Below are 23,567 nucleotides of genomic sequence, written 5' to 3' on the forward strand. Positions count from 1 at the left end.
AATATCACTTCTTTCCTTTGCTAAAATATACATATGCAAAGAATGGTGCACCTATAATGGCAGTTATAGATCCAACAGGAAGTTCAGCAGGAGAAATTATAGTCCTTGAAATTAAATCAGTTATTACCATTAAAGAACCTCCAAATACAAATGACATAGGTATGACATAACTATGTTTTGATCCAAATACCTTTCTTACCATGTGAGGTGCTATCAAATCTACAAATCCAATAGTTCCACTTAATGCCACTGCACTTCCTGTTAACACTGCGGAAAATATAAATAAATATTTTTTAATTTTATTAGTCTCAACACCTACTACTTTTGCTTGTTCTTCTCCAAATGTTAGTATATCCATTTCTTTTGTATATCTTAAAACTCCTATCATGCCTATAATTAAAAATGGAACTAATGCTTTAACATATGACCATCCCTTCATAGAAAAACTTCCCATTTGCCAAAGACTTATACTTTTTATATCTTCACTAAAAAGTGCTGTAAGTGTTGTGAGTAGTGCATTTACAAATAGTGAGAATACCATACCTGCTAATATAATAGTGTTGTTTGACATAGATTTATCTATTTTTGAAGAAAAAACTACAACTCCATATACTGTTAATAATCCAAATAAAAATCCTACTACCGGAAGTGTTAATTGACCTAAAAATGGTATTGAAATTCCAGTAACTATAATAATTCCAGCTCCTAAAGATGCCCCAGATGACACACCTAGAGTATAAGGTGATGCAAGTTCATTTTTAAGTATTGATTGGACTACAGATCCACTTACTGCTAAACACCCTCCAACCATAAATGCAAGTAATACTCTTGGCAGCCTTAGAGACCATATTATAGATATATTCTTTGGATCTACACCGTCTCTCAAAGGTATATTGAATACATTGTTGAGTATTATACTCATTGTATCTAGTATATGAATATTGGAACTTCCTATGGAAGTTCCAATACTTATTATCATAAATACTAAAGGTATTGATAGTATCGCTAGTTGTCTATTTTTGTTTTGCATATGCATCTGGATTTATGTACTCCGCCATTTGCTTTAATGCTTTTGTTATATTTTGAGATGGTCTAGATGTTGTATTTGCATCTACTAAGTAAACTTGTCCATTTTTAATTGCTGCTATATTTTGCCAACCTTCACGATTTTTTATTTCTTTAACTGCATCTGGAACATAGTTTACATTAGTTATTATTACATCTGGGTTTTTCTCTATTATAGACTCTGCACTTGGAGATATCCATCCACCTTGATCTTTAAATATGTTTTCTCCACCTACAAGTTCTATCATCTCATTTAAAAATGTTTTATTTCCAAAACTATATAAGTTTGGTGCTGGACCTATTTCAAAGTAAACTTTCTTTTTACCTTTTATAGATTTTCCTATTTTCTCAACTTCTGCAACTTGAGCCTTCATATTATCAACTATTTTTTTACCTTTATCTTGAGTTCCTGTTATATCAGAAATAAACATTATATCATCATAAATTCCTTTTATGCTATCGCTACTTGGTATATATGCAACACTTATTCCTGCATCTTTAACAACTTTAAATGGATCTTCACTTTTTCCTGTTTTATTATGTCCTGATGCTATTATCATATCTGGATTTAATGATACTATTGCTTCTGGATCTGGATTTGAAAAATCTATTAATTTTATATTCTTTGGTAAACCAGGTATATCAGCAGAATATTTATCTACTGCAACTAGTTTATCTGCTAATCCTAATTCTACTAATATCTCAGTGTTTGAAGGAGCTGTAGATACTATTCTATTGATTTTTTGGGGAACCTTAAAATCATTTCCTTCTCTATCTTTTACCAACTTTTCTTTCTGAGAACATCCAGCCATAGCCAACATAACCACTAATAATGTAGTTATTAATGTTAAAATTCTTTTTTTCATTTTTTTCTCTCCTTACTTATAATTTCGACTTATAAATTCAGTTTCTTTAATTTCTTCATCTTTATTGAACTTTAGAGCAAGTATAAAAAAGTAACCTGAAAGTAAATTTGCAAAGTCAAATAATAGTTCATCTACTTCATTACCTTGTTCTTTATATCTATAAAGCAACCTAACTAGTGCTTTAAACTTAGTTCTTATAATATGCGCATAACTAGCACAAATACATCCTTCAGGTATAACAAACTTATTAATTCTTCCTTCTATTTCAGATTTATAAAATACAGTTCTTGATTCTATCCATTTTAATTCATCTTTTGTAATACTTACAAAGGTTCTAAGAGATGCATTCATGTGATATACTAATTCATTTATTTTACTTAATTCATATTTTAATGATTTATCATCTACAAATGCTCTTAAAAGTCCAATTGTACTTGAAATTTCATCAGTAAAGATTTCAAAATCACATCTCAAATCACTAGAATCATCATATAAAAATGGATATGCTAAATATTTTGACATTTACTACTTCCTTTCAATAATTTATTTAATATATACTTCAATATTTTTTAAAAAAATCCTCCTTTATGTAAAACTTTGTAGCATGAAATTAAAGCTATTTATGTAAAAAGACACACTCTTAAGAGTATGCCTTCAAATCTTAATAATTTTAGCTTTTTTCTAATCTTAAGAGAATATTAACAATTAGTATTTTGACTTAATTTAATTCTACTTTCTTATTTTATAAATTTGTTATATTTTACTTGGGTATATTAGAATTACATCTAATTTGTTATTGAGTTTAACAAATACACAATCCAATTATTTAATTATCCAACATGTAAATATATAAATTGGTGCGTAGTATATATTCCCCAAATTTTTAAATTTAATCAGTTACAAATATTTTTTATTTATTTCTTCTTCCTTTTATAAAATCTATAACTATATATAATACTATTCCTACTGTTATTACCATAACTATATCTGTTATTATAGGACTAACTCCCATTCTATATCCCATATATCTAAATGGATTATATCCCCCAAATCCAAAGAATCCTCCACCATAACTACGTGGCATATACATCCTTCTTCCACTACTTCCATAGTCATCGTAATTTTTATTTCTTGATTTACTATTATCATTTTCCTTTGTTTTAGGTTTTGTACTTGGTTTTGTTGAAAATTTACCTGAATCTGGTTTTGTAGTACTTTTTTTAGGTTTAGTTACATTATTGGAGGAACCTTTACTTGTTGAATCTTTATTTATATTACTAGTGTCTGATTTTGGCTTCGTTGTGAAACTGCCTGAATCTGGTTTTGTTGTACTTTGTTTTTTATTTGTTATACCTGACTTTGGTTTAGTTTTATCCTCAGATTTACTTTTTGTAGTATTTGATTTTGGTTTTGTTGTAAACCCTCCTGAATCAACTTTACTATTGCTTGTAGATTTAGGTTTTGTATAAGTAGCTTTTGGTTTACTAGAACTACTTGAACTTGATTTTGAACTAAAGCTACTCGATTTCGGCTTTGAGCTAAAACTACTTGACTTTGGCTTTGAGCTAAAGCTACTCGACCTTGACTTTGAGCTGGAACTACTTGAACTTCTAGAAGATTTCGCTAAAGCTACCTTATATTCTCCAGTATTTTTACTATTGTAATCAGAACTAGCATAAGCTTTGTCTACCGTAAATGTAAGTGCACATGTTATTGTAAATATGAATAAAGTAAAAAAAAGTATAATATTTTTTTTAATATTTTTCATTAAACATTTAACCCCATTTCTATAAACTTTTCATAAAGTCTATCTAAATTGCTAGAATCATCATCTTCAATTACAGAATCATAGCTTTCCTCCCCTTTAAATTTAAAATACTCTAATAACTGTTGATTGTCACTATCATTGATATCTACTAAATAAACATATCTACTTAAAGAATCATCTTCATGCTTTTCTATTAAATATCCTTTTACATCAAATTTAAATTCCTCATCTTCATTGTATAAGGTTACAGTATCACTTGATTTTGTAAATACAAACTGAGACTTATCACATTCATAAGTATATTCTAATTCCCTGCAATTTAGACATCTATTAAAACAGCACTCACTTACACAGTTTATGCATTTACATTTCATACATCTATCTAACTTTCCTATAGATTCCCTTTTATCTCTAGTTAAATAAGCTTGTATATCTGAATCTACATCTAATTTCTTTTTAAAAATTTTAGAAAATAACCCCTTATCTTCTCTTTTCTCTTCCTTTTCTAAATTATCTAGAAAATTAATATAATCGCTTAAATCATATACCTTTCTTATAAAAACTCTTTTATTAAGTTCTTTATCAGTTAATATTTGTTTTAAGTCATTTACTGCAAACATTAAATCAGTATACATCTTATCATACTTATTTTTTTCCTTTAAAATTTTTTCACTCATAATATACCTCCCTTTAGCTGTACTTATATAAATCATTTTAGTTAACACAAACAAGGTAGATAGCCTTTGACCATCTACCTAGGTAGCTTTTATATTTATTTATTCATTTCTCTTTTTATTCTCTCTAATTCATCTTCTACTTTAGACTCTACAACTGGAGAATCATTTATATATTCATCAAGCATATCATCTTCATTCTTAGGTTTCATATCCTCTAAAGCTTTTCCGTAACTTTCCTTTTCTTGAACTTTCTTTTCTAAGTCATCTAAGTTTATTCCATGATCATCGCTAAGACCTGATAATGTCTCATTTATTTCATTATTTATCTCGGCAACATCAAGTCTTGTTGCTAACTCTTGTTTTTTAGATTTCATTTTAGATATCTCAAGTTCTAATTCATCTATCTTAAACTTTATTTCTTGTATTTTCTTATCTTGAGCTTCTATTCTAGCCACAGTTTGATTTAATTTATCTTGTATTTCTAGTTTTTGTTTAACAAAACTTTGTGCTTTTTCATTATCTTCTTTTAATATAGCTGCTTTTGTAGCTTGTTCATACTTCTCTATTTTTTCTTCTAGAGATTTTTTCTCATTTCTTATATTATCTACTGATGCTATGAAAGTTGCACATTGCTTTTTAGCCTCTTGAAGTAATTTTTCTTTTTTATTTATAGATAATTCTAACATTTCAATAGGGTCTTCATGTTTTTCTATCGCTTTATTAGCTTTAGCTTCTACTACGTTTTTTAATCTTTTAAAAAATCCCATTTACATTCCATCTCCATTCATATAATTAAGGTTTAAATTAAATTCAATTTTATTGTAATAATTATTAATATATATGATAACATAAATCCTAGTATTTTCCACATTTATTTGAATTTGTTACTATTTTTTATCTTTTTCATTAACTAGTTTTAATAATTCCTCTATCTCTTTATCCTTTTCTCTTAATTTTTCTTCATATTCCTTTTTTGCATCTTCCATACTTTTACTCAATACATTTATCAATGATGCCATTTCATCTGAGCTCCCTGCTATTCTATTTAAGAGCATTAAATTTTGTGCTAGTACTTCTGGTATTTGTTTATGAGAGTACCTTAATTGGTGGTCTATCTCTCCATAACCCTCTTCAAAAATTGTTCTAACTTGTATTTCCGCTATCATTTTTTGAGTAGTTGGATAAGACTCTATTATATAATGAACAGATCTATATCCTGAAATTCTTGAACAAACTTCTATTCCAAGTTCTTCAAATTTTTTAGTATTATCTCCTTCTCTTACATTTGAAACAATTTCTAAAACATTCCACATTCTAGTTATAAAGCTGTGTATTTCTTCCCAGTCTTCTTTAAATATATGTATAACTCTTATTCCTAGTAAATCAGTAATTTCATTTTTATAATTTTCAACTGTAAAACTGAAGTTTTTTCCATATTTTTTTCGTCTATTTTCTACTTTTCTAATTATCTTTTCTATTAAATGATCCGGATCCTTTACTCTTGTTTTTACAGAATGAACTTTTGGATGATTTCTAAGAATTGTAGCTATTAATTCAGCTTGTGTCTCATAGCTTTTTCTATAAATCATAAAATCTTCATAAATTTCTTCTAAATCCTTCCAATCTATTCCAATTTCTATTAATTCTTTATCGCTAATTTTATACTTTTTTAAAAATTCCTCTTTTTTTAACATTGTATTTTCCTCACTTTGGATGTTAATTCATCTATTATTATATATCAAATTTATTATTTTTAAATATATTATATTTTTTTATAAATTCAAGCTTATCATTACCCAAACATATGTTTGATTTTTTTATCTAAATATGGTATTCTATAGTTATCTTATACTCAAAATTACATATATTTAAATTAATACGAGGAGGTTTGTATATGTATTCAAATTTATATTATAAACAAGTTGAGATTCTAAATTTCATAAAATATTCAACTAGTGAAAATGGATACTCTCCCTCTATCCGCGAAATTGCCAAGGGTGTTAATTTAAATTCATCATCAACAGTTTTTTGTCACTTAAAAAAACTTGAGAAATTAGGTTATATAAAAAGGAAACCTAAGCAACCTAGGTCTATAATAGTATTAGACTAAAAACTTAATATAAAAATAAAAGGAAGTTAATCAACTTCCTTTTATTTTTATATTAAGTTTTTAGTTTAAATTTGCAAATAGCTTTTTAAGACCTTATAATTATTAATAAGATTACTTACAGAAAGGAAGTGAAGTTTTATTGCCACTTATACAAAATAGTCTCAATATATTAGATAATGTTTTCCTAATACAAAGAATTGTGGATCCTAAAAATAAAAAAATTATAAATTTTAAAAATAATATGTTTTTTAGCGAAAATCATAAATGTTTTGATTTCTGGGAAAATGGCAAAGCTTGTTCTAACTGTATTTCTATGAGAGCATTAAATGAAAATTCATCTTTTTCCAAATTAGAACACTTAGATGATAAGTTATATATGATAATATCTGCTCCTATTAATATAAATAATGAAATATATGTCGCTGAACTTATTAAAGAAGTTACTAATGATACAATGTTTTCAATTTATAATGGAAAAACCATAGAAGAACTTAAAAGTGAAATACATAGACTAAACATGATTGCTATAACAGATGACCTTACAAATATTTTTAATAGAAGATATTTAAATGAACATCTTCCTGCAGCCTTAAAATGTTTATCCAACTCTGACTTCTCTCTTAGTATATTAATGGCCGATATAAATAAATTCAAACATATAAATGACACATATGGTCATCTTTGTGGTGATTATGTATTAAAAATAGTTGCTAATTTAATTAAGGTTTGTGTAAGTAATTTAAACGGCTGGACTTGTAGATATGGTGGTGACGAGTTCATTTCGGTTATTGAAAATATTTCAGAGTATGAATCTAATAAACTAATTGAACATATACAATCTACAATTGAAAATCATGACTTTATTTATGAAAATCAAAAGATACATGTATCTTGTAGTTTTGGAGTTACTCATTTAAATAATGATAAAGTTAATTTACATGATGCTCTATCATTAGTAGATCATAACTTATATGAATCTAAAAAAACAGAATAATTTTTACAGTAAATTAAGTGCTAGTTTCTATAATAAAATTTTATAAAAATTAGCACTTTTATAGTGGTATAATAAAATTTACTTTAAATGAATTTTCATTTATTATAAAATCTATAATCCCATCATATTTGCTTATTGTAATTTTTAAATTTTCTATACCAATTCCATGGTTTATCTTATCTTTTTTCAATGTTTTAAACTTCATATGTTTATCTACTTCAACTTTATTAATTTTAGAATTTTCAATAGAACATACTAGATTTCCATTTACGACTTTTGCATTTAAGTTTATATATTTATTTATTTCTCTATTTTGGATATTATTGCAAGCCTCAATTGCATTATCTAGTAAGTTATTAAAAATTATAGATAAATGTATATTTTTAATAATTATATCCTGGCCTATTGAAATATTATATGAAAAATTTATATTATCACTTTTACAGATTTCAATGGTATTCTTTATAATCGAATCAACTACTACATTCTCACATATACTGTTATACTCATATGACTCTATGTATTCATCTAGCCCATCGACAAATTTTTGAGCATCATCATAATGTTTATTTTTCATAAGCTTTTTTAATATTTCCTTATGCCATTTTATATCATGTGATATACGTCTTATACCCTTTATATAGTTGTTATAAATTTTGTAATGATTAACCTGATTATCTAACTGTTTTTCTATACACTCCAGATTATATTTCGTATATGAAAGCTCGGCTTTTACAAGTATATTCTCCATTATTAATTCACTTATAACTGCATACACAATTACATATACAAACAAATTAGTAGAATATTTTTCACTAAAAATCAATCGTATAAAATAAGAAATAAATATATTATCTATGCAATAGCTTATTGTTGCATAAATAGAATATCTATATTGCTTATTTAAGTATACATATTTATTTTTTATTCTATCTCGAATAAACTTGTATTCCATAAATATAAATATACTAATAGATATTAATGATATTATAATATCTAATTCAAAATTATTATTAGTAATATTTCTTTGACTATATATGAATACTATACCTTCTCTAAATATAATTTGATTTAATACATATGCTATTAAAGTTCCGTACAAAGAATATTTTAATATGGTAAATCCCATCAGTATAATATTACTTTTAATACGAAAGTAAAATATATATATACAAACTATTATTATAGAAATTGTAGTAGATATAGATATATACATCGATGTATTATGCATATTTATTAAATGAACTAAAAATGGAAGTATTATTATACTTAACATGGCAGCAATATCCTTGTACGTTAATTTAATACACATTAAGTTACTATAGTATATAAAAACTATAAAACCTATTATGCTTGCTATGTAAACAATAAAATTCTACCTCCTACTTCGGTAAGTTTAAATTGCAATATTATAGTCCATATATGTTCTTTTTAATTCTAAATATCTACTTCTACTTACTATTGCTTTTGGCAATATATCAAAAAATATTTCCCTTGAAACTATTTTTCTTATTTTTTTTATATTAACAATGTAGCTTCTATGACTCCTAAAAAAGCTCTCTCCTTTTAATTGAAGCTCAAGATCATCTAATTTCCCATAAAACTCTCTAGTTTTATATTCTCTGTTAATTTCATAATGCATAGTTATTATTCTATTATTTACTTCAAAAAAATAAATACTACTTAAATCAAAACTTATAACTTCTTTCTGGCTCTTTAAAACTATAGTTTTAAATTTTTTTTCTTCATAAATATTAGAAATTATTTCACTTATTTTTTCTTCATCTAAGTTTTTAATTAAATATCTATATACATTTAATCCATATCCCTGTATAGCGTATTGATTGTAATTAGTAAAAAAAACTATACAGACTTTTTTATCTATTTCCCTAATTTCTTTAGCTGTATTTATTCCATCCATATCATTCATGACAATATCCAAAATTATTAAGTCAAATTGTTTTTTTTCAATGTCTTCTAATAGATTTTCTCCTGACTCATATTCAAATATTTTACCGTCTATTTTTAAGTTTTTAAATGTTTTATATATATTTTTTTTAACTTTTATTCTATATAATTTTTCATCATCACAAATAGCTATTTTCAACTTTTTACCCCCTATATTAAATACTTTTAGTATATATCAGAAAATTCTACGCTAATAGGGTCAAATCCACTACATATCTGGCTAAAATCTAGATTACTACTTTCATTTATTTTTTCAAATGGAAGTTTAACAGTAAACTCGCTACCTTCTCCTAGCAAACTATCTACAGATATACTACCTCCATATATTTTAACCAAAGTGCTAGTTATATATAAACCTAAACCACTGCCTTCATTTAATTTAACTAATCTATCATCAACATAGCTTAATTTATCAAAAATACGTTTTGTATCCCTATTTGGAATTCCCACTCCATAATCCTTTACTTTTATTGTTATACTCTGATATTCGCAAATTAATAAAACTTCAATTCTCCCATTTTTTTTATTATATTTTATTGCATTAGATATTAAATTAAGAAGAATTTTTTCTATTATATTAGAATCAAATTTTCCTATATATTCTTCCTCATTTGTATCAAAAACTAAATCTATACCTTTACTTTTACAAAATTCAGATGCTTTCATACATATACGTTCTATAAAGCCTACTATGTTATTTTTAGTTAAATTACAAGTAACTTCATTTGCATCTAATTTTGTAACATATACTAAATTATTAGTTAATTTTAATAATCTAAGTCCATTTTTTCTTATTATATCATTTATATACTTTATTTTCTCTATATCTACACTTTCCATCGAATCTATATTATAACTTAATAATTGTAGGGAACTCATAATAGTATTTATAGGAGTTCCTAATTCATGAGATAAATTTGAGAAAAAATCAGTTCTTAATTTTTCAATCTCCTCATCTACATTTTTTTGGCTATCAATTTCTCTTACCACTCCAACTATTCCACAAACTTTATTTTGACTATCTACCATTGGAGTTTTTGTTATTTCCAAATTAATAATTTTATTATTGTCTAAACATATATCTCTTTGGTAGGCTAATTTTTTCTTGCAGCTTATAACTTCATTATCTTTAATTTCTAGTATATTAAAAGGTTTTATTAGCTCATATATTTCTTTGTCATTTTTCCCTATTATTTGATTTGGAACTAATCCTAAACATTTACAAAATTCTCTATTACAAAAAATATATCTACCATATAAATCTTTATAAAATACAGCATTTAAAGTTTCATTCTCCACTAAATACTCATCTTTTTTAATTATTTCCTCTAAGTTGCTATTCATAGTCCCCACTCCTTTAAATCATTTTACCCTGAGTAAATATAGTGTTTATCCCTTAACAATATTATACAAAATAAAAGGTTTATTTAGTCGTATTTCGTAGTGAATTGTCTTTTTTTAGTTGTAAATCAAACATTTAACAATATTCTGTATTTAAATATCGGCAATTACTCTTTATGATTTTAGCATATATTAACACTATATTTTTTTACAATTTCTTCCACATACTTTCCTATTATTTTATAAACTAGATAATTATGGCTATATATATTTAATAAAATAGGTGATTATCTAAAATTTAGACAATCACCTATTTTTTATATTTCATTAAATCTTTTACCACTTCTCCTATTATTTTTATACCCTTTTCCATATTTTCCATCGATACTCTTGAAATTCCTAATCTAAGTGTATTTCTTCCATTTTCTCCTATATAAAATATATCTCCAGGCATAAATATTACACCTTTTTCATAGCATCTTTCTAATACGATTCTCGAATCTAAATCTTTTAGTTTTATAAATATGTGTAATCCCCCTTCTCCTAGAATGTATTCATTTGGAATATATCTTTGTACACATTCATATGCAAAATTAAACTTATCACCATAAAATTTTCTTATTTTTTTTACATACTTATCAAATGCACCATTGCTTAGATAATCATATAAAATAGCTTGGTCTAAAAAAGAAACATGTATACTTTTACACCTTTTCACACTTTCTAATTTTTTTATAACATCTTTATCACATAATATCCATCCAATACGAATTCCTGGAAATAGTATTTTTGAAAAACTACCTATATAAATTACTCCATTATTTAAATTATCTAAAGATGCAATTGGGAATATATGAGAACTTGTGTATAACAATTCTTCATTAAATCCATCTTCAATTATAGCTATATTATTTTCTTTCATAATATTATAAAATTTATATCTATCTTCTGGACTCATAACTATTCCTGTTGGGTTATGATATGATGGCGTTATATATGCAAATTTTATTTTTATACTTTTATCTAATTTTATTTTATATAAATCTTCTTTAAATTTATTAAAATCTATACCGTTTTTGTTTATATCAATTCCTATAATATTTAGACCTAATGATTTAAAAATTTTAATAGCTGTATTGTGAGTTGGATTCTCACAAATTATATAATCTCCTTTTTCAGTAAATGAAGATAATATTATATCAAGACCTTCTGTAAATCCATTTGTTATTAATATATCTTTATTACTAGTATCTACACCTTTTATATTCATATAACTCAAAAGATAATCTATTAATGGTTTATATCCTTTTGCATAACCATAATTTAAAATTTTATGTCCTTCTAATGATATTCGATTTAAAAATGACTTTTTAACTTCATCTATATCAAATAGTTCTCCATCTGGAGATATGCTTTTAAAAGATATTAAATCTGATCTCCATGGAATTTCACTTTTTACAATATCCATTTTATTTGCAATTTTACTATATTCATTTTCTAGCAAATCAAAATTTATATTCCATGAGTTTTTAGATATTATATTTTTATGATTTACAAATGTACCCTTTCCTGAAACTGAGTAAATTATTCCCTCCGACTTAAGTTCTTCATAAGCAGAAATAATAGAGTTCCTACTTACATTTAAAAATTGACTCAGCTCTCTTGTCGAGGGGAGCTTGCTATTATTGGGTATCAAACCTTTATTTATCATAGCATCTATATAATTTTTAATTTGTATATATATAGGTTCATCCTCATTTAATTTTAAATCTGAAAATAACAAATTATCACCTCTTAAGAGTTTTATTTAAAATCTAAAATATATTTATTATAATACCAATTTTTTAATGTAATTTCCATTTTAAAAATAAGTGATTCTAAATATTTAAAATTAAAGTTATCTAAAATTAATATTAAAATTTTTTAATACTTTATATGGATAAACATAAATATAGAAAAAGCTAGTCCTTGACTAGCTTTTTCTATACTTACATTCACTGCAATTTAATAAACATTTATCTATTTGTTCTATGCAACTATTAAGAGCTACTTTACTACTATTTCTTATTTTTATAACTGGTATATTCTTTCTTTTAGCATCATTTATAGCCATCTCTGCCATACTATGAGAAATTGTAGAAGTAAATAATACTATTGCATCTGGATTTCCAATTCTTTTTTTTAATCCAGAAGGCATTTTTGTATATATCTTTGTATTATACCCTTTAGCCCTTAACATTTTCTTATAATCTTTTTCCATACATTCATGTCCGCCTAAAATTAATACACTCATATAATCACCTTTTACCCATACTATTTTATATAACCGCTTTTAATTCATTTTTTGTTTTTATTTCATTATTTAAATTTAGTTTTTGAAGTTTCTTGTAAATAAATATACATATACCAACAATTATTATAGACCCTAAAATTAAATTAATAACATTGCTAATTATAAATCCAGATGTTATTAATGTTCCTATTTGATATACATAAAAAGCTCCTACCCAAGCAATAAAAAATTGATACAAAAATGATATTAAAGTCATTTTACTTCCATATTCTTTTTGCATAGTCGCAAGTGCTGCTATACATGGTGTGTATAGTGCACTAAATACTAAAAATCCATATGCTGTTACTCCTGTGAACATTGTTGGTAATACTGTATTTAAATCTCCATAAAGTATTTTCATTGTAGCTACAACAATTTCTTTAGCTGAAAGCCCTGTTATTATTGATACTCCTGCTCTCCAATCTCCAAATCCAAGAGGAGCAAATAAAGGAGATACAATCTTGCCAATACTAGCTAAGAAACTTTCATTTATCTCAGATGTAAATCCACCAAAATTAAATGAAGATAATCCCCAAATAACAATAGACATAGCAAACATTATAGTGCAAACTCTAACTAAAAATCCTTTAGATTTATTCCATGTATTTTTAAGTAATTGACTTACAGTCGGCATAGAGTATTTAGGAAGTTCTATTATAAACGGTGCTGTAGAATAAGAATTTTGACTTTTAGTTATAAACATTGCAACACCTATAGCAACAACAATACCTATTAGATATAATGATGTTGTAACTAATGCTGCATTTTTAGGAAAGAATATAGCTACAAACATAGCGTATATTGGTAGTTTAGCTCCACATGTCATAAGTGGTGCTATAAGTGCAGTTATTTTTCTATCTTGTTCACTATCTAGAGTCCTAGTTGACATTATAGCTGGTGATGAACATCCCATTCCCATAACCATTGGTATAAAAGCTTTTCCTGATAATCCAACTTTTGTCATTATTTTATCCATTAAAAAGGCTATTCTTGCCATATACCCACTATCTTCAAGTAGTGTAATTCCTAAAAACAGAGCAAATATCAATGGAAAAAATGGTAATGCTCCTCCAAGTCCTCCTATAATTCCATCTACTATTAATGAATTAAACCAAGGACTAGAATTTGCTAAAAGTTCTCCTGCTGGTCCTTGTATATAATTTTCAATTGCTCCTACTGAAAATTCCTGTAATGGCCCTCCGACCCAATCAAAAGTAAATTTGAATAGTGTGTATAACAATCCTATAAATATCGGGTACGCTAATATTGGATTTAAAACTACAGAGTCAATTTTTTCACTTAGAGTTTCTTTGTTACTTTTATTTATGTTTGTACATTCTTTTAAAACTTTTTCTAATTCTTTATATGTAGCATCTTCATCATGTGGATAATCTTTGTATAAAAATAATGAATCTGAACTTTCTTTAATAATTTTTTCTAAAAGTTTTGAATCCACACCTTTTTTAGCAATCATAGGTACTACTTTTACACCTAGTGATTTTTCTAGTTTCTTAGCATCAACTTCAATACCTTTTTGCTTGGCTATATCAGTCATATTTAAAACTAATACTATAGGTTTTTTATACCTCATAAGCTGAGTTGTTAAGTATAAATTCCTAGATATATTAGACGCATCAACTATATTAACAATTACATCAATTTTTTCTTTATCTAAATAATTTTTAGATATTTTTTCTTCATTTGAAAATGTATCCATCGCATATATACCAGGTAGATCGACAATAGTTATACTTTCACCTAATTTGCCTTCTCTCTTTTCTATAGTTACTCCAGGCCAGTTACCTACCCTTTGTTTAAGGCCTGTAATTGCATTGAATATAGTTGTTTTCCCAACATTTGGATTTCCTAACAAAGCTACATTAATCATAATTGCACCCCTTGTATTACTTATTATTTTATTTTTATAGATTCTGCTTCTTTTTTTCTAATTGCTATGTCAAATCCTCTAAAATTTATTATAATAGGATCTCCAAGTGGAGCTATCTTCTTTATCTTTATAGTAGTTCCTTCAATACATCCTAAGGATAATAACCTTTTAGTAAAAGCGCTATTACCAAGTATATAATCTACAATTCCTTCACTTCCAACATTCATTTGTGTAATATCCATTAAAAATCTCCCCCTTTTCCCCATCTTTTGTTTCTATTCACCATTTGATATTGATTATCATTATATTTCAATATTATCATACTTGATAATTATTATCAACAATTAAAAGTATATTATTTTTTATTTTTTATAAAAAAATGAACTCTAATAATTAGAGTTCATTTTTAGTAATCAATTGTTTTAAACTTTATTTTAATTTTTAAATAATATTAATTTAAAGAATATTCTATTATTTTATCTATTAAATCACTAAATCCTAATCCATTAGCCTTTGCACTTCTTGGTATTAAACTAGTTTCAGTCATTCCTGGTAATGTATTAAGCTCTAATACATAAGGTATCCCGTCACTTATTATTACATCAACTCTTACATAGGCTTTACAGTTAAAAGCTTTCCAACATCCTTTAGATATATCATTTACTTTTTCTTGAAGTTCTTTATCTAAATATACAACTTCTTCTCTTGCTCCATTTTTATTATATTTTGACTCAAAATCAAAAAATTCTGAGTTTGCAACTATAGATATTGTAGGAAATACCTCTCCATTTAGTATAAATGATGTATATTCTCCACCTTTTATATATTTTTCTATCATTACACACTCATCAACTTCTAATCCTTTTTTAACAGCTTCATAAACATCTTCTTTTCTTTTTACTAAAAATGTAGCTACACTAGACCCACCACTATTTGGTTTTATAAATACAGGATATCCTATTTCCTCTATTTCGTCATAGTCTATTTCTTCTATATTTCTAACTACTGTCCATTTTGCTGTTGGTAAATTTGAATCTCTTAATATTTTTTTAGTCATATTTTTATCCATACATAATGCACTTGTTAATGGACTGCACCCAGAGTATGGAATTTCCATAGCTTCTAATATAGATTGTACACATCCATCTTCTCCAAATTTTCCATGAAGAGCTAAAAATGCAAAATCTATATCATCTGTTATTTTAGTAAATATATCTCTTTTACTATCTAAAACTATTTTTACAACATCATATTTATTTTTATCTATTCCATTAAAAACTGCTTCTCCAGATTTTAAAGATACTTCTCTCTCTGAGGATATTCCACCCATTATTATTGCAACTTTCATATATCTCACTCCTATTTATTTGATGTCATTATTATCTATTATTTATTATATAAATAGTATATGCTTTGTGAGTTATATATTAAAGTACCACATATAGTTTAGTTTTAATATTTTGTGGTTTATATATCGAAATCTTCCATGTCTTTTCTTAATTCAAATTCTTTTAATTGTCTATTTTTGTCAATATTTTCAACTAAGTTAGCTAAAGCATTGAGTACTGTGTAAAATATGTATCCACTAAATCCACTTAACACCCCATATAATAAAGCTATAGGTTGCCATTCATATCCTGCATACCCTCCAAAAGGATTCATTATAACTTGTTTTTGCATCGCTAGTATAATAGCAGAAATTACAGCTAGTACTAATACAATTTTTGATATAATATTTAAATGTTTTACTATTTTACATTTTTCATATTTAAATTCTCCTTGATCATAAAATACTGAATTTAATTTTAAATCTTCAACTATCTCTTCAGAATCATTTTTTTCTTCGCATACATTATCTTTTTCAATGTATTCATCTGGAGGTGTCATCAACTCATCTACTATTTCTTCTCTTTCTCTATCAGACTCTTCTAAAGTTTCTTTTATATCCTCTTCTATACTCTCTAGTTTTTTCTTTGTACTTTTTTCTAACTCTTTAGCTCTTTCTTCTAGCTCTTTTAAAGATTTTTTTGTTTTATCATTTTCATTTGTCATAACATAACCTCCTTAACATACTCTTATTATAATTAACATTTCCCTATTTTATATTATCAATTATATAACTTATATATTTATTTCTTACCCAAAAATAATTAGATTACTTATATATTTTAATTTTTTATACTTATATTATTTTTATTTGTACAAATATTGAATACAATCAGTTACCCTACAATATTAGCAGTTAATTTTTATAAAAAAAACCATGAAAAGTAATTAAACTATCCCATGGATTTGAATTTTATATCTAAATATATAGTCCTAACAATTTTTTAATAGTTCAACAAGTAACATAGATGTATTGACTAAACTATCTATCTTTATAAATTCATCTGTGCTATGAATATTCTCCATTCCAATTGAAATATTTACAGATGGTATTCCTTTCATATTATAAATATTGGTATCACTACCCCCACCACTTGATTTAAGCTTAAATTCATATCCTAAATTTTCGACACTTTTTTTAAATACTTCTATAACTTCATGGTCTTCACTTAATTCATAACCTTTAGTTTTTCCTCTATAAACATTATTTATGAATTCAGCTTTATATTTTTTACAAGTTTCTTCTAATGTATGGGCTGTTTTCTTTAGTAATCTTTCTAATTCATCTTCATATAGGCTCCTTGCTTCAAATGATATTTCTATCCTAGGCATAACTATATTAGTTGCAAATCCTCCATTTACAACACCTATATTGCATGTAGTATTTTCATTTACTCTTCCAAGTTTTAATTTATTTATCGCCTTTGCTAAGACTATAAATGAATTTACCCCTTTTTCAGGCTCTAATCCTGCATGTGATGATTTTCCTACTATAATATATTTTCCATTTGCTGCATATGGTGCTTTATTGTAACATATACCTGGATCTCCTCCTGCATCTAATATATAACCATAATCAAATTTCCCAAATTTAGATAAATCAATATTTTTAGCCCCATGAAGTCCACATTCTTCTGCAACACTAAATACAATAACTATTTCTGGGTGTTCTATCTTATTTTCTTTTAATATACTTATCAATTCTAATATAGATGCTATACCTGCTTTATCATCTGCTCCTAGTACTGAATCTCCATTTGTTTTAATTATATCGTCTTCTACTATAGGTGTTATTTTTTCACAAGGTTCTACTGTGTCCATATGTGCTGATATTAATAATCTTTTAGGTTTATTTCCTTTTAAAACTGCTACTACATTCCCCGCATTTCCTAAAATTTTTTCCCCGGTACTATCTTCATACACTTCTAATCCTAATTTTTTTAACTCTTTTATTAAATAGTTTGCCATATCTCTTTCCTTATAGCTAGGTGACGGTATCATAGCCATATCTATAAAGTGTTTTACTATTCTTTCCTTGTTAACCATATTATTCCCCTTATATACGTAATATTTTAAATTTTATTTATACATTATTATATCCTTTACATTAAAACCTTTCCATAAAAAAAGTAAGGTAAATTTACCTTACTTTTTATTTAGTCTGGAACTCAATAATATATAGTAATATTGATTTTTAAATTATACAGGAATATAATACAGATATAGCCTAAACTTTAAAAGGAGGAGTCTTTAGTGAAAAACGATGAAAGATTTACTTTAAAAAATATTCAAAGTTTTGGTTTTTCTGGAATAAAAATAATAGTTGATCAGGATACCGGAGTTAACTATTTAGTTTATTGTGTCGGTCAAGGTGTTGGTTTGACACCTTTATTAGATAGCAAAGGAAATGTAGTTATTTCTCCTGTAAATAAGTAGTTTAATATTATAAATTAATTTGTTGTGCTAGTTAAAAATCTTTTAATTAGCACAATGTATTAATTTAAATATTTTATATTTATTTCATATATGTATTAACTAGCTCATAACACCTTTCTTTTGTAAGTCGAGCTAATGTAGAATTATATACAACTCCAGATAAAGAACCATCTCCATTTTTTTCCGACTCTTTTTTGGCCTCTTTATCTCTATACTCTATCCATTCTAATTGTTTACGTTTTATAATCTCCATTTCTTTTGGATGTGTATTTTCTTTTATTTCACCATATATTTTATTTAGTTCATCATCCCATAATTTTAATGCAGTAGCTTCGCCTTCAATCATATCAGCATTATTTGAATAGTTTTGAGAAAATGAATTGATTTCATTTTGAATTTCTTCTAATTTTCCTATATACTTATATCTTTTATCTGCAAGTATACTGTGCTTATCTTTTAATTCACTTTTATGTTCAGAGCTTTTATCTAATATATCGTTTTTAGTTATAATATCTAATTCTTCCTTTAATTTACTAACTTGTTTTTTAACTACATCAGATTTACTATACATGCCATCTATTTCATCACATATTCTTTTAGCTTCTTCAATATGTCCTTCATCCTTTAATTTACTAGCTTGTATTAACTTTTGTGTTTGCTCTTGTAATGATTTAGCTTCCTTATCATTTGAGTTTTTTTCTAATGCTAAATCAAATAACCCTTCAGCTTTTTCATAATCATTATTTACAATTGCTATTTTACCATCTTCAATCATTTTTTCATATGAGGATGATTTATTTTCACATCCAGTAAATAGTAATAATCCACCTATTAAGGATATAAATATTGACCTTTTAAACATTTTTTCGCCCCCTCTATATGTTTTTTCTCCCATAAGTATAATAACACAGCCTCGTTATCCTGTATATTTTAAAATGAATTACTATATATAAAACCCAGTATATCTCTACTATTTTATATCTATTTAATAAGTTTATATAATAAATATATCTATATATTTATTATATTTTTTACAATTACATAATACTTTTTTTCATTTATGTTATAATATCCTATATAGAAAATAAACTTTTCTAACACACTCAATAATCATCGTTTGTTTTCTATAAATAAGGGCAAGTGAATTTTCCATGCATTCACTTGCCCTTATTCTTTGGTAAATTAAATATAAAGTATTTAAAACTATTATAGAGCCCATTCTCCATCTTTTATATATATTCTTTTTGTATTACAACTTCTATCCATAACAAGTAAACTATTATCTTCAATGTTGTTACTTAAAAGCATAAGGTCATTATCTCTGCAAAAATTTCTTGCAAGCTCAAGTGCATCTGATTCCATATTTAATTCTAATAATCTTCCCATTCTTTTTCTCTCCTTAAAACATAGTTAATTCTACTATAGTATATAATACCCTTTTTGAAAACTAAAAAATCACCAGATAGATCTATCTGGTGATTTCCTAAGTATTATATTTATGTTTTAATTGTATTCTAAGTCTAATTAATAAAATCTTCAACTAAGTTGTTATTTAATACATCTGCAAATCCATAAATTTTTTCATTATCATTTTTATCAAAATGTTCTTTAAATTCTAAAAGGTCTTTAAATTCTTTTGGTAAGCTTTGTCTTATTGAATCTATTTGATTTTCATCTTTATTTATAGTAAATACCCCTAATTTTTTAAATCTAAATTCCTCTATATTATTTTCTATAAATTTTCTTATTTCTTTAGAAACTTCTCCATTTACTAAGTTTATGCCTATTAATATATTTTCATATTTATCTAAATAAAAAGATGAATTATACTTAGTGTTTTTTACATCAACTTCTGAGTCTATCTTTTCTGCTAATGATACTGCCAAATTTTTCGTTATTCCATTATTGCTTCCATATGCTATTAAAGTACACATAATTATTACCTCCAATAATATATAGTATGTATTATTTATTCATTAAGTTCCTTATATGATATACTATATATTATTTTAATTGTTTATGCAACATTTTTATAAAATATATACACTATTTCATAATTTAAAAGACTTATGTGTTATACTTTTTTAAAAAAGAGGTTATTACTTAAGTAATAACCTCTTTTTAATTTCTATTTTTATAATAATATCATCTCAAATTATTAAAGTACTCATATAGTTCTTCTTCCTTTTTGAAAAGAGGAAGATTCATATTTTTATGTACTTTAACGAGCCAAGGAATATTTAGTCCTACTGCTTGTATAGTTTCGACTTCTTTAAATACATCAATACAATTTCCTTCTATAACTATACTTCCCTTACTAAGAACATATATATAATCACATATTTCATATATCAAGTCCATATCATGACTAGATATAACCACTTTGATACCTTCTTTACATAAATTTTTTAAAATTTTAACAATAGCTTTAGTGCTTTCTGGATCTAATCCTGCTGTTGGTTCATCTAATAGAACAACTTTATTATTCATAGCTATTACTGATGCAATAGCAACTCTTTTCTTTTGTCCATAACTTAAAAAATGCACAGGCTTATCTATTAAATCTATAGAATTAACCAACGTTAAAGCTTGTTTTACTCTTTCATTGATTTCACTTTCTTCTATCCCTAAATTTCTTAAAGAAAAAGCAACATCATCATATACCCTAGAATAAAATATTTGTTTATCTGGGTCTTGAAAAACTATACTTACTTCTTTTCTTAAATTATTCAAATCTTTCTTTTTATAAGTTAACTCTTTACCTTTATAAAAGACTTGTCCTTGTGTAGGTTTTAATATACCCATTAAGTTCATAAATAAAGTAGACTTCCCACTTCCATTAGCCCCAATGATTCCAATCATATTCCCATTTGAGAAATCTAAATTCATATTATTTAAAGCCTTATTTTGTTTTTCATACTTATATGTTAAATTACTTGTCTTGAACATGATTTTCTCCTATATATGAAATTTTCCATTATAAAGCTTAATATCTAATGTTATACTCATATCTTCATATTTTTTCATCATTCTAAAAAATAAAACCTTTATAAGTAATGCAGTTGAATTATATGAATTTTTTAAATTGATATATCCAAACTTTAACTGCTGAGATTTATATATATCTTTTACTTCTTCTAAAAATATAAATATAAACCTATATGTTAAGATCATTAGCTCTATTAATACATCTGGAAAATGTAATTTTTTAAATATAATTATCAATTGGTTAAATGGTGTTGTGAGTATTAAAAAATAAATAGATATAATACAACTAAGTGCTCTTAGTAATATATGCATAGTATTATCAATTGCAAATTTCGTAGTTCCTATATATAATCCTAATATTTTTATATTAAATACAAAATCTTTAGATTCAAATGATATATTAATCAAATTAAGTATAGTTCCTATTAATAAAAAATATATAGGTATCTTCAAGCATTTTATGTATAGCTTTATATCCACTTTTGCTAAAAAAACAATCAAAATAGTCAAAATTAATATTATTAATAAATGCAAGCTTATACTATTTGTAAGTATAGAAACTGTCATAGATATAAATGCTACTATAAATTTAAATATAGGGTTCACATCTTTTATAGAATTTGTATAAGCACATTTATCTATTTCTAGCATTTACTCTTTTTTCCTTTTTTAACACCTAAGTAATAACCTATGAACCCAGCTCCTATAGCAGCTTGAGTAGAAAATAGCAAACTTTCGATTTCTCCACTTGGTGGTTCGTATAAGCTACTAAACCATGGTTCATAATGTGGGCTTATTTCACTTATTAAACCTTCAGCTTCTCCATCAGCTCCACCATACTCTGCAGTAGCATTTAATATTAAAGGAGTTATTATAAGTATTACTGTTAAAATTAATAGTAGTAAATTTTTATTTCTAACTTTAGTTTTGGCTTTCGAATTTAAACTCATCTTCTTCCACTCCTTCATCATTTTGTGTTATTAGATTATATACTAGGTTAGTTAGTAAACCTTCAGCTATTGCTATTGGTATTTGAGTCATAAAGAATACTCCTAAGAACTTGATTAAAGACCCCATGATTCCACCTGCCGGATCTGGAAATGCTAGTGCTAACTGAGTAGCTGTTACAGTGTATGTAGCTAAATCACCTAATGCTGCTGCTAAAAATATACACACTCCCATATTCATATTTCTTTTTCTACAAAACTTAAATATTAAATATGATACTATAGGTCCAACTATTGCCATTGAAAAAGCATTAGCTCCTAGTGTTGTAAGCCCTCCATGAGCTAATAATATAGCTTGGAATAATAAAGCTATAGTTCCTATTACAGCCATAACTGCTGGGCCAAATAATATAGCTCCTAAACCTACTCCTGTAGGATGTGAACAGCTTCCTGTTAATGATGGTATTTTTAGAGCTGATAATACAAATACAAATGCTCCTGCTAAAGCTAATAATACCTTTTTTTTAGGATCTTTTTTCACTATGGTATTTATTGATTTTAATCCATATATAAAAAATGGAATAAATACGACGGTCCAAAATATTGACCATTTTACTGGTAAGTAACCTTCCATGATATGCATAGCACTTGAAGTCATAGGATTTAAAATTACTAATAGTACACCTGCTACTATTGATAGTGGTAAAAATTTCATGTTAATACCTCTCTTTTCAATTTATTAAATTTTTATCAATTTTTGTGATAAATTAATAAAAAGCTATTAGGTGTATATAGAAAAAT

27 protein-coding genes are annotated in these 23,567 nt (G+C 25.7%); 3 read left to right on the forward strand and 24 right to left on the reverse strand.

The features are described from left to right. Positions 1 to 4: 4 nt before the first annotated feature. From ATCC9714_RS11080 to ATCC9714_RS11110, 7 genes are all read right to left on the reverse strand, one after another. Positions 5 to 1,036, reverse strand: coding sequence for a FecCD family ABC transporter permease (locus ATCC9714_RS11080; RefSeq protein ID WP_057574347.1), 1,032 nt, complete (start codon positions 1,034 to 1,036; stop codon positions 5 to 7). After that, a complete protein-coding gene (locus tag ATCC9714_RS11085; RefSeq protein WP_057545296.1) occupies positions 1,014 to 1,931 on the reverse strand; it encodes an ABC transporter substrate-binding protein in 918 nt (305 codons plus the stop codon). Before ATCC9714_RS11085 ends, ATCC9714_RS11080 begins: the two co-directional genes overlap by 23 nt. Before the next feature lie 12 nt (positions 1,932 to 1,943). After that, positions 1,944 to 2,453 carry an ATP:cob(I)alamin adenosyltransferase gene (locus tag ATCC9714_RS11090; RefSeq protein ID WP_057545299.1) on the reverse strand — a complete coding sequence of 170 codons (510 nt, stop codon included), beginning with the start codon at positions 2,451 to 2,453 and terminating at the stop codon, positions 1,944 to 1,946. Positions 2,454 to 2,841: 388 nt separating this feature from the next. Next, positions 2,842 to 3,699: a hypothetical protein gene (locus tag ATCC9714_RS11095; RefSeq protein ID WP_057545301.1), complete on the reverse strand. Its 858-nt coding sequence runs from the start codon at positions 3,697 to 3,699 to the stop codon at positions 2,842 to 2,844. Then, positions 3,699 to 4,376: a hypothetical protein gene (locus ATCC9714_RS11100; protein WP_057545303.1), complete on the reverse strand. Its 678-nt coding sequence runs from the start codon at positions 4,374 to 4,376 to the stop codon at positions 3,699 to 3,701. The genes ATCC9714_RS11095 and ATCC9714_RS11100 overlap by 1 nt, the downstream gene beginning before the upstream one ends. Before the next feature lie 95 nt (positions 4,377 to 4,471). Beyond that, positions 4,472 to 5,143, reverse strand: coding sequence for a PspA/IM30 family protein (locus ATCC9714_RS11105; protein WP_021128020.1), 672 nt, complete (start codon positions 5,141 to 5,143; stop codon positions 4,472 to 4,474). Positions 5,144 to 5,263: 120 nt separating this feature from the next. Beyond that, complete coding sequence (locus tag ATCC9714_RS11110) at positions 5,264 to 6,070, reverse strand: RelA/SpoT domain-containing protein (protein WP_021128021.1); 807 nt, start codon at positions 6,068 to 6,070, stop codon at positions 5,264 to 5,266. A 200-nt stretch (positions 6,071 to 6,270) separates the two neighbouring features. Here ATCC9714_RS11110 and ATCC9714_RS11115 point away from each other — a divergent pair, with 200 nt between their 5' ends. Both ATCC9714_RS11115 and ATCC9714_RS11120 read left to right on the forward strand, forming a co-directional pair. Next, entirely contained in the window at positions 6,271 to 6,486 is a 216-nt protein-coding gene (locus ATCC9714_RS11115; protein ID WP_021125969.1) for a LexA family protein, read from the forward strand. Positions 6,487 to 6,625: 139 nt separating this feature from the next. Continuing rightward, entirely contained in the window at positions 6,626 to 7,480 is an 855-nt protein-coding gene (locus tag ATCC9714_RS11120) for a GGDEF domain-containing protein (RefSeq protein WP_057545305.1), read from the forward strand. Between the two features lie 58 nt (positions 7,481 to 7,538). Here the strand turns inward: ATCC9714_RS11120 and ATCC9714_RS11125 are convergent, their stop codons facing one another. The 10 genes from ATCC9714_RS11125 to ATCC9714_RS11170 all read right to left on the reverse strand — a co-directional run bounded on the left by ATCC9714_RS11125 (position 7,539) and on the right by ATCC9714_RS11170 (position 18,441). Then, complete coding sequence (locus ATCC9714_RS11125) at positions 7,539 to 8,756, reverse strand: GHKL domain-containing protein (RefSeq protein ID WP_054631363.1); 1,218 nt, start codon at positions 8,754 to 8,756, stop codon at positions 7,539 to 7,541. Between the two features lie 120 nt (positions 8,757 to 8,876). Next, the gene (locus tag ATCC9714_RS11130) at positions 8,877 to 9,587 is read right to left on the reverse strand and encodes a LytR/AlgR family response regulator transcription factor (RefSeq protein WP_057545307.1); all 711 of its coding nucleotides are present in this window, start codon (positions 9,585 to 9,587) and stop codon (positions 8,877 to 8,879) included. Between the two features lie 26 nt (positions 9,588 to 9,613). After that, positions 9,614 to 10,792, reverse strand: coding sequence for a PAS domain-containing sensor histidine kinase (locus tag ATCC9714_RS11135; protein ID WP_057545309.1), 1,179 nt, complete (start codon positions 10,790 to 10,792; stop codon positions 9,614 to 9,616). A gap of 307 nt (positions 10,793 to 11,099) precedes the next feature. Then, entirely contained in the window at positions 11,100 to 12,572 is a 1,473-nt protein-coding gene (gene pdxR / locus ATCC9714_RS11140) for a MocR-like pyridoxine biosynthesis transcription factor PdxR (protein ID WP_021128026.1), read from the reverse strand. A gap of 189 nt (positions 12,573 to 12,761) precedes the next feature. Next, on the reverse strand, positions 12,762 to 13,082 hold the full coding sequence (locus tag ATCC9714_RS11145) for a DUF2325 domain-containing protein (RefSeq protein WP_021128027.1): 321 nt from the start codon (positions 13,080 to 13,082) through the stop codon (positions 12,762 to 12,764). A 25-nt stretch (positions 13,083 to 13,107) separates the two neighbouring features. Continuing rightward, positions 13,108 to 15,009, reverse strand: coding sequence for a ferrous iron transport protein B (gene feoB, locus ATCC9714_RS11150; protein WP_077065688.1), 1,902 nt, complete (start codon positions 15,007 to 15,009; stop codon positions 13,108 to 13,110). Between the two features lie 23 nt (positions 15,010 to 15,032). Continuing rightward, positions 15,033 to 15,251, reverse strand: coding sequence for a FeoA family protein (locus tag ATCC9714_RS11155; protein WP_021128029.1), 219 nt, complete (start codon positions 15,249 to 15,251; stop codon positions 15,033 to 15,035). Positions 15,252 to 15,460: 209 nt separating this feature from the next. Then, positions 15,461 to 16,357, reverse strand: a complete 897-nt coding sequence (locus ATCC9714_RS11160) for a D-alanine--D-alanine ligase (protein WP_057545311.1) — start codon at positions 16,355 to 16,357, stop codon at positions 15,461 to 15,463. A gap of 119 nt (positions 16,358 to 16,476) precedes the next feature. Further along, positions 16,477 to 17,061: a hypothetical protein gene (locus ATCC9714_RS11165; protein ID WP_057545313.1), complete on the reverse strand. Its 585-nt coding sequence runs from the start codon at positions 17,059 to 17,061 to the stop codon at positions 16,477 to 16,479. A 267-nt stretch (positions 17,062 to 17,328) separates the two neighbouring features. Further along, entirely contained in the window at positions 17,329 to 18,441 is a 1,113-nt protein-coding gene (locus ATCC9714_RS11170) for a M20/M25/M40 family metallo-hydrolase (protein WP_057545314.1), read from the reverse strand. Between the two features lie 207 nt (positions 18,442 to 18,648). Here ATCC9714_RS11170 and ATCC9714_RS11175 point away from each other — a divergent pair, with 207 nt between their 5' ends. Beyond that, positions 18,649 to 18,831, forward strand: coding sequence for a DUF6440 family protein (locus ATCC9714_RS11175; protein ID WP_054631356.1), 183 nt, complete (start codon positions 18,649 to 18,651; stop codon positions 18,829 to 18,831). A gap of 79 nt (positions 18,832 to 18,910) precedes the next feature. Here ATCC9714_RS11175 and ATCC9714_RS11180 read toward each other — a convergent pair whose 3' ends face one another. The 7 genes from ATCC9714_RS11180 to ATCC9714_RS11210 all read right to left on the reverse strand — a co-directional run bounded on the left by ATCC9714_RS11180 (position 18,911) and on the right by ATCC9714_RS11210 (position 23,481). Beyond that, the gene (locus tag ATCC9714_RS11180) at positions 18,911 to 19,693 is read right to left on the reverse strand and encodes a lysozyme inhibitor LprI family protein (RefSeq protein WP_021125992.1); all 783 of its coding nucleotides are present in this window, start codon (positions 19,691 to 19,693) and stop codon (positions 18,911 to 18,913) included. Between the two features lie 344 nt (positions 19,694 to 20,037). Next, positions 20,038 to 20,217 carry a hypothetical protein gene (locus tag ATCC9714_RS11185; protein ID WP_021125993.1) on the reverse strand — a complete coding sequence of 60 codons (180 nt, stop codon included), beginning with the start codon at positions 20,215 to 20,217 and terminating at the stop codon, positions 20,038 to 20,040. A 134-nt stretch (positions 20,218 to 20,351) separates the two neighbouring features. Further along, complete coding sequence (locus ATCC9714_RS11190) at positions 20,352 to 20,765, reverse strand: flavodoxin domain-containing protein (protein ID WP_057545316.1); 414 nt, start codon at positions 20,763 to 20,765, stop codon at positions 20,352 to 20,354. A 211-nt stretch (positions 20,766 to 20,976) separates the two neighbouring features. Beyond that, positions 20,977 to 21,780, reverse strand: a complete 804-nt coding sequence (locus tag ATCC9714_RS11195; RefSeq protein ID WP_021125995.1) for an energy-coupling factor ABC transporter ATP-binding protein — start codon at positions 21,778 to 21,780, stop codon at positions 20,977 to 20,979. 9 nt (positions 21,781 to 21,789) lie between these two features. Then, on the reverse strand, positions 21,790 to 22,470 hold the full coding sequence (gene cbiQ, locus ATCC9714_RS11200; RefSeq protein ID WP_054631354.1) for a cobalt ECF transporter T component CbiQ: 681 nt from the start codon (positions 22,468 to 22,470) through the stop codon (positions 21,790 to 21,792). Next, positions 22,464 to 22,769 (reverse strand): energy-coupling factor ABC transporter substrate-binding protein, encoded by a 306-nt coding sequence (locus tag ATCC9714_RS11205; protein ID WP_021125997.1) that lies wholly within the window; start codon positions 22,767 to 22,769, stop codon positions 22,464 to 22,466. Before ATCC9714_RS11205 ends, cbiQ begins: the two co-directional genes overlap by 7 nt. Then, on the reverse strand, positions 22,741 to 23,481 hold the full coding sequence (locus tag ATCC9714_RS11210; RefSeq protein WP_054631352.1) for an energy-coupling factor ABC transporter permease: 741 nt from the start codon (positions 23,479 to 23,481) through the stop codon (positions 22,741 to 22,743). Before ATCC9714_RS11210 ends, ATCC9714_RS11205 begins: the two co-directional genes overlap by 29 nt. Positions 23,482 to 23,567: the final 86 nt, after the last annotated feature.

The organism is Paraclostridium sordellii (genome assembly GCF_000953675.1).
GTDB classification, from domain to species: Bacteria; Bacillota; Clostridia; order Peptostreptococcales; family Peptostreptococcaceae; genus Paraclostridium; species Paraclostridium sordellii.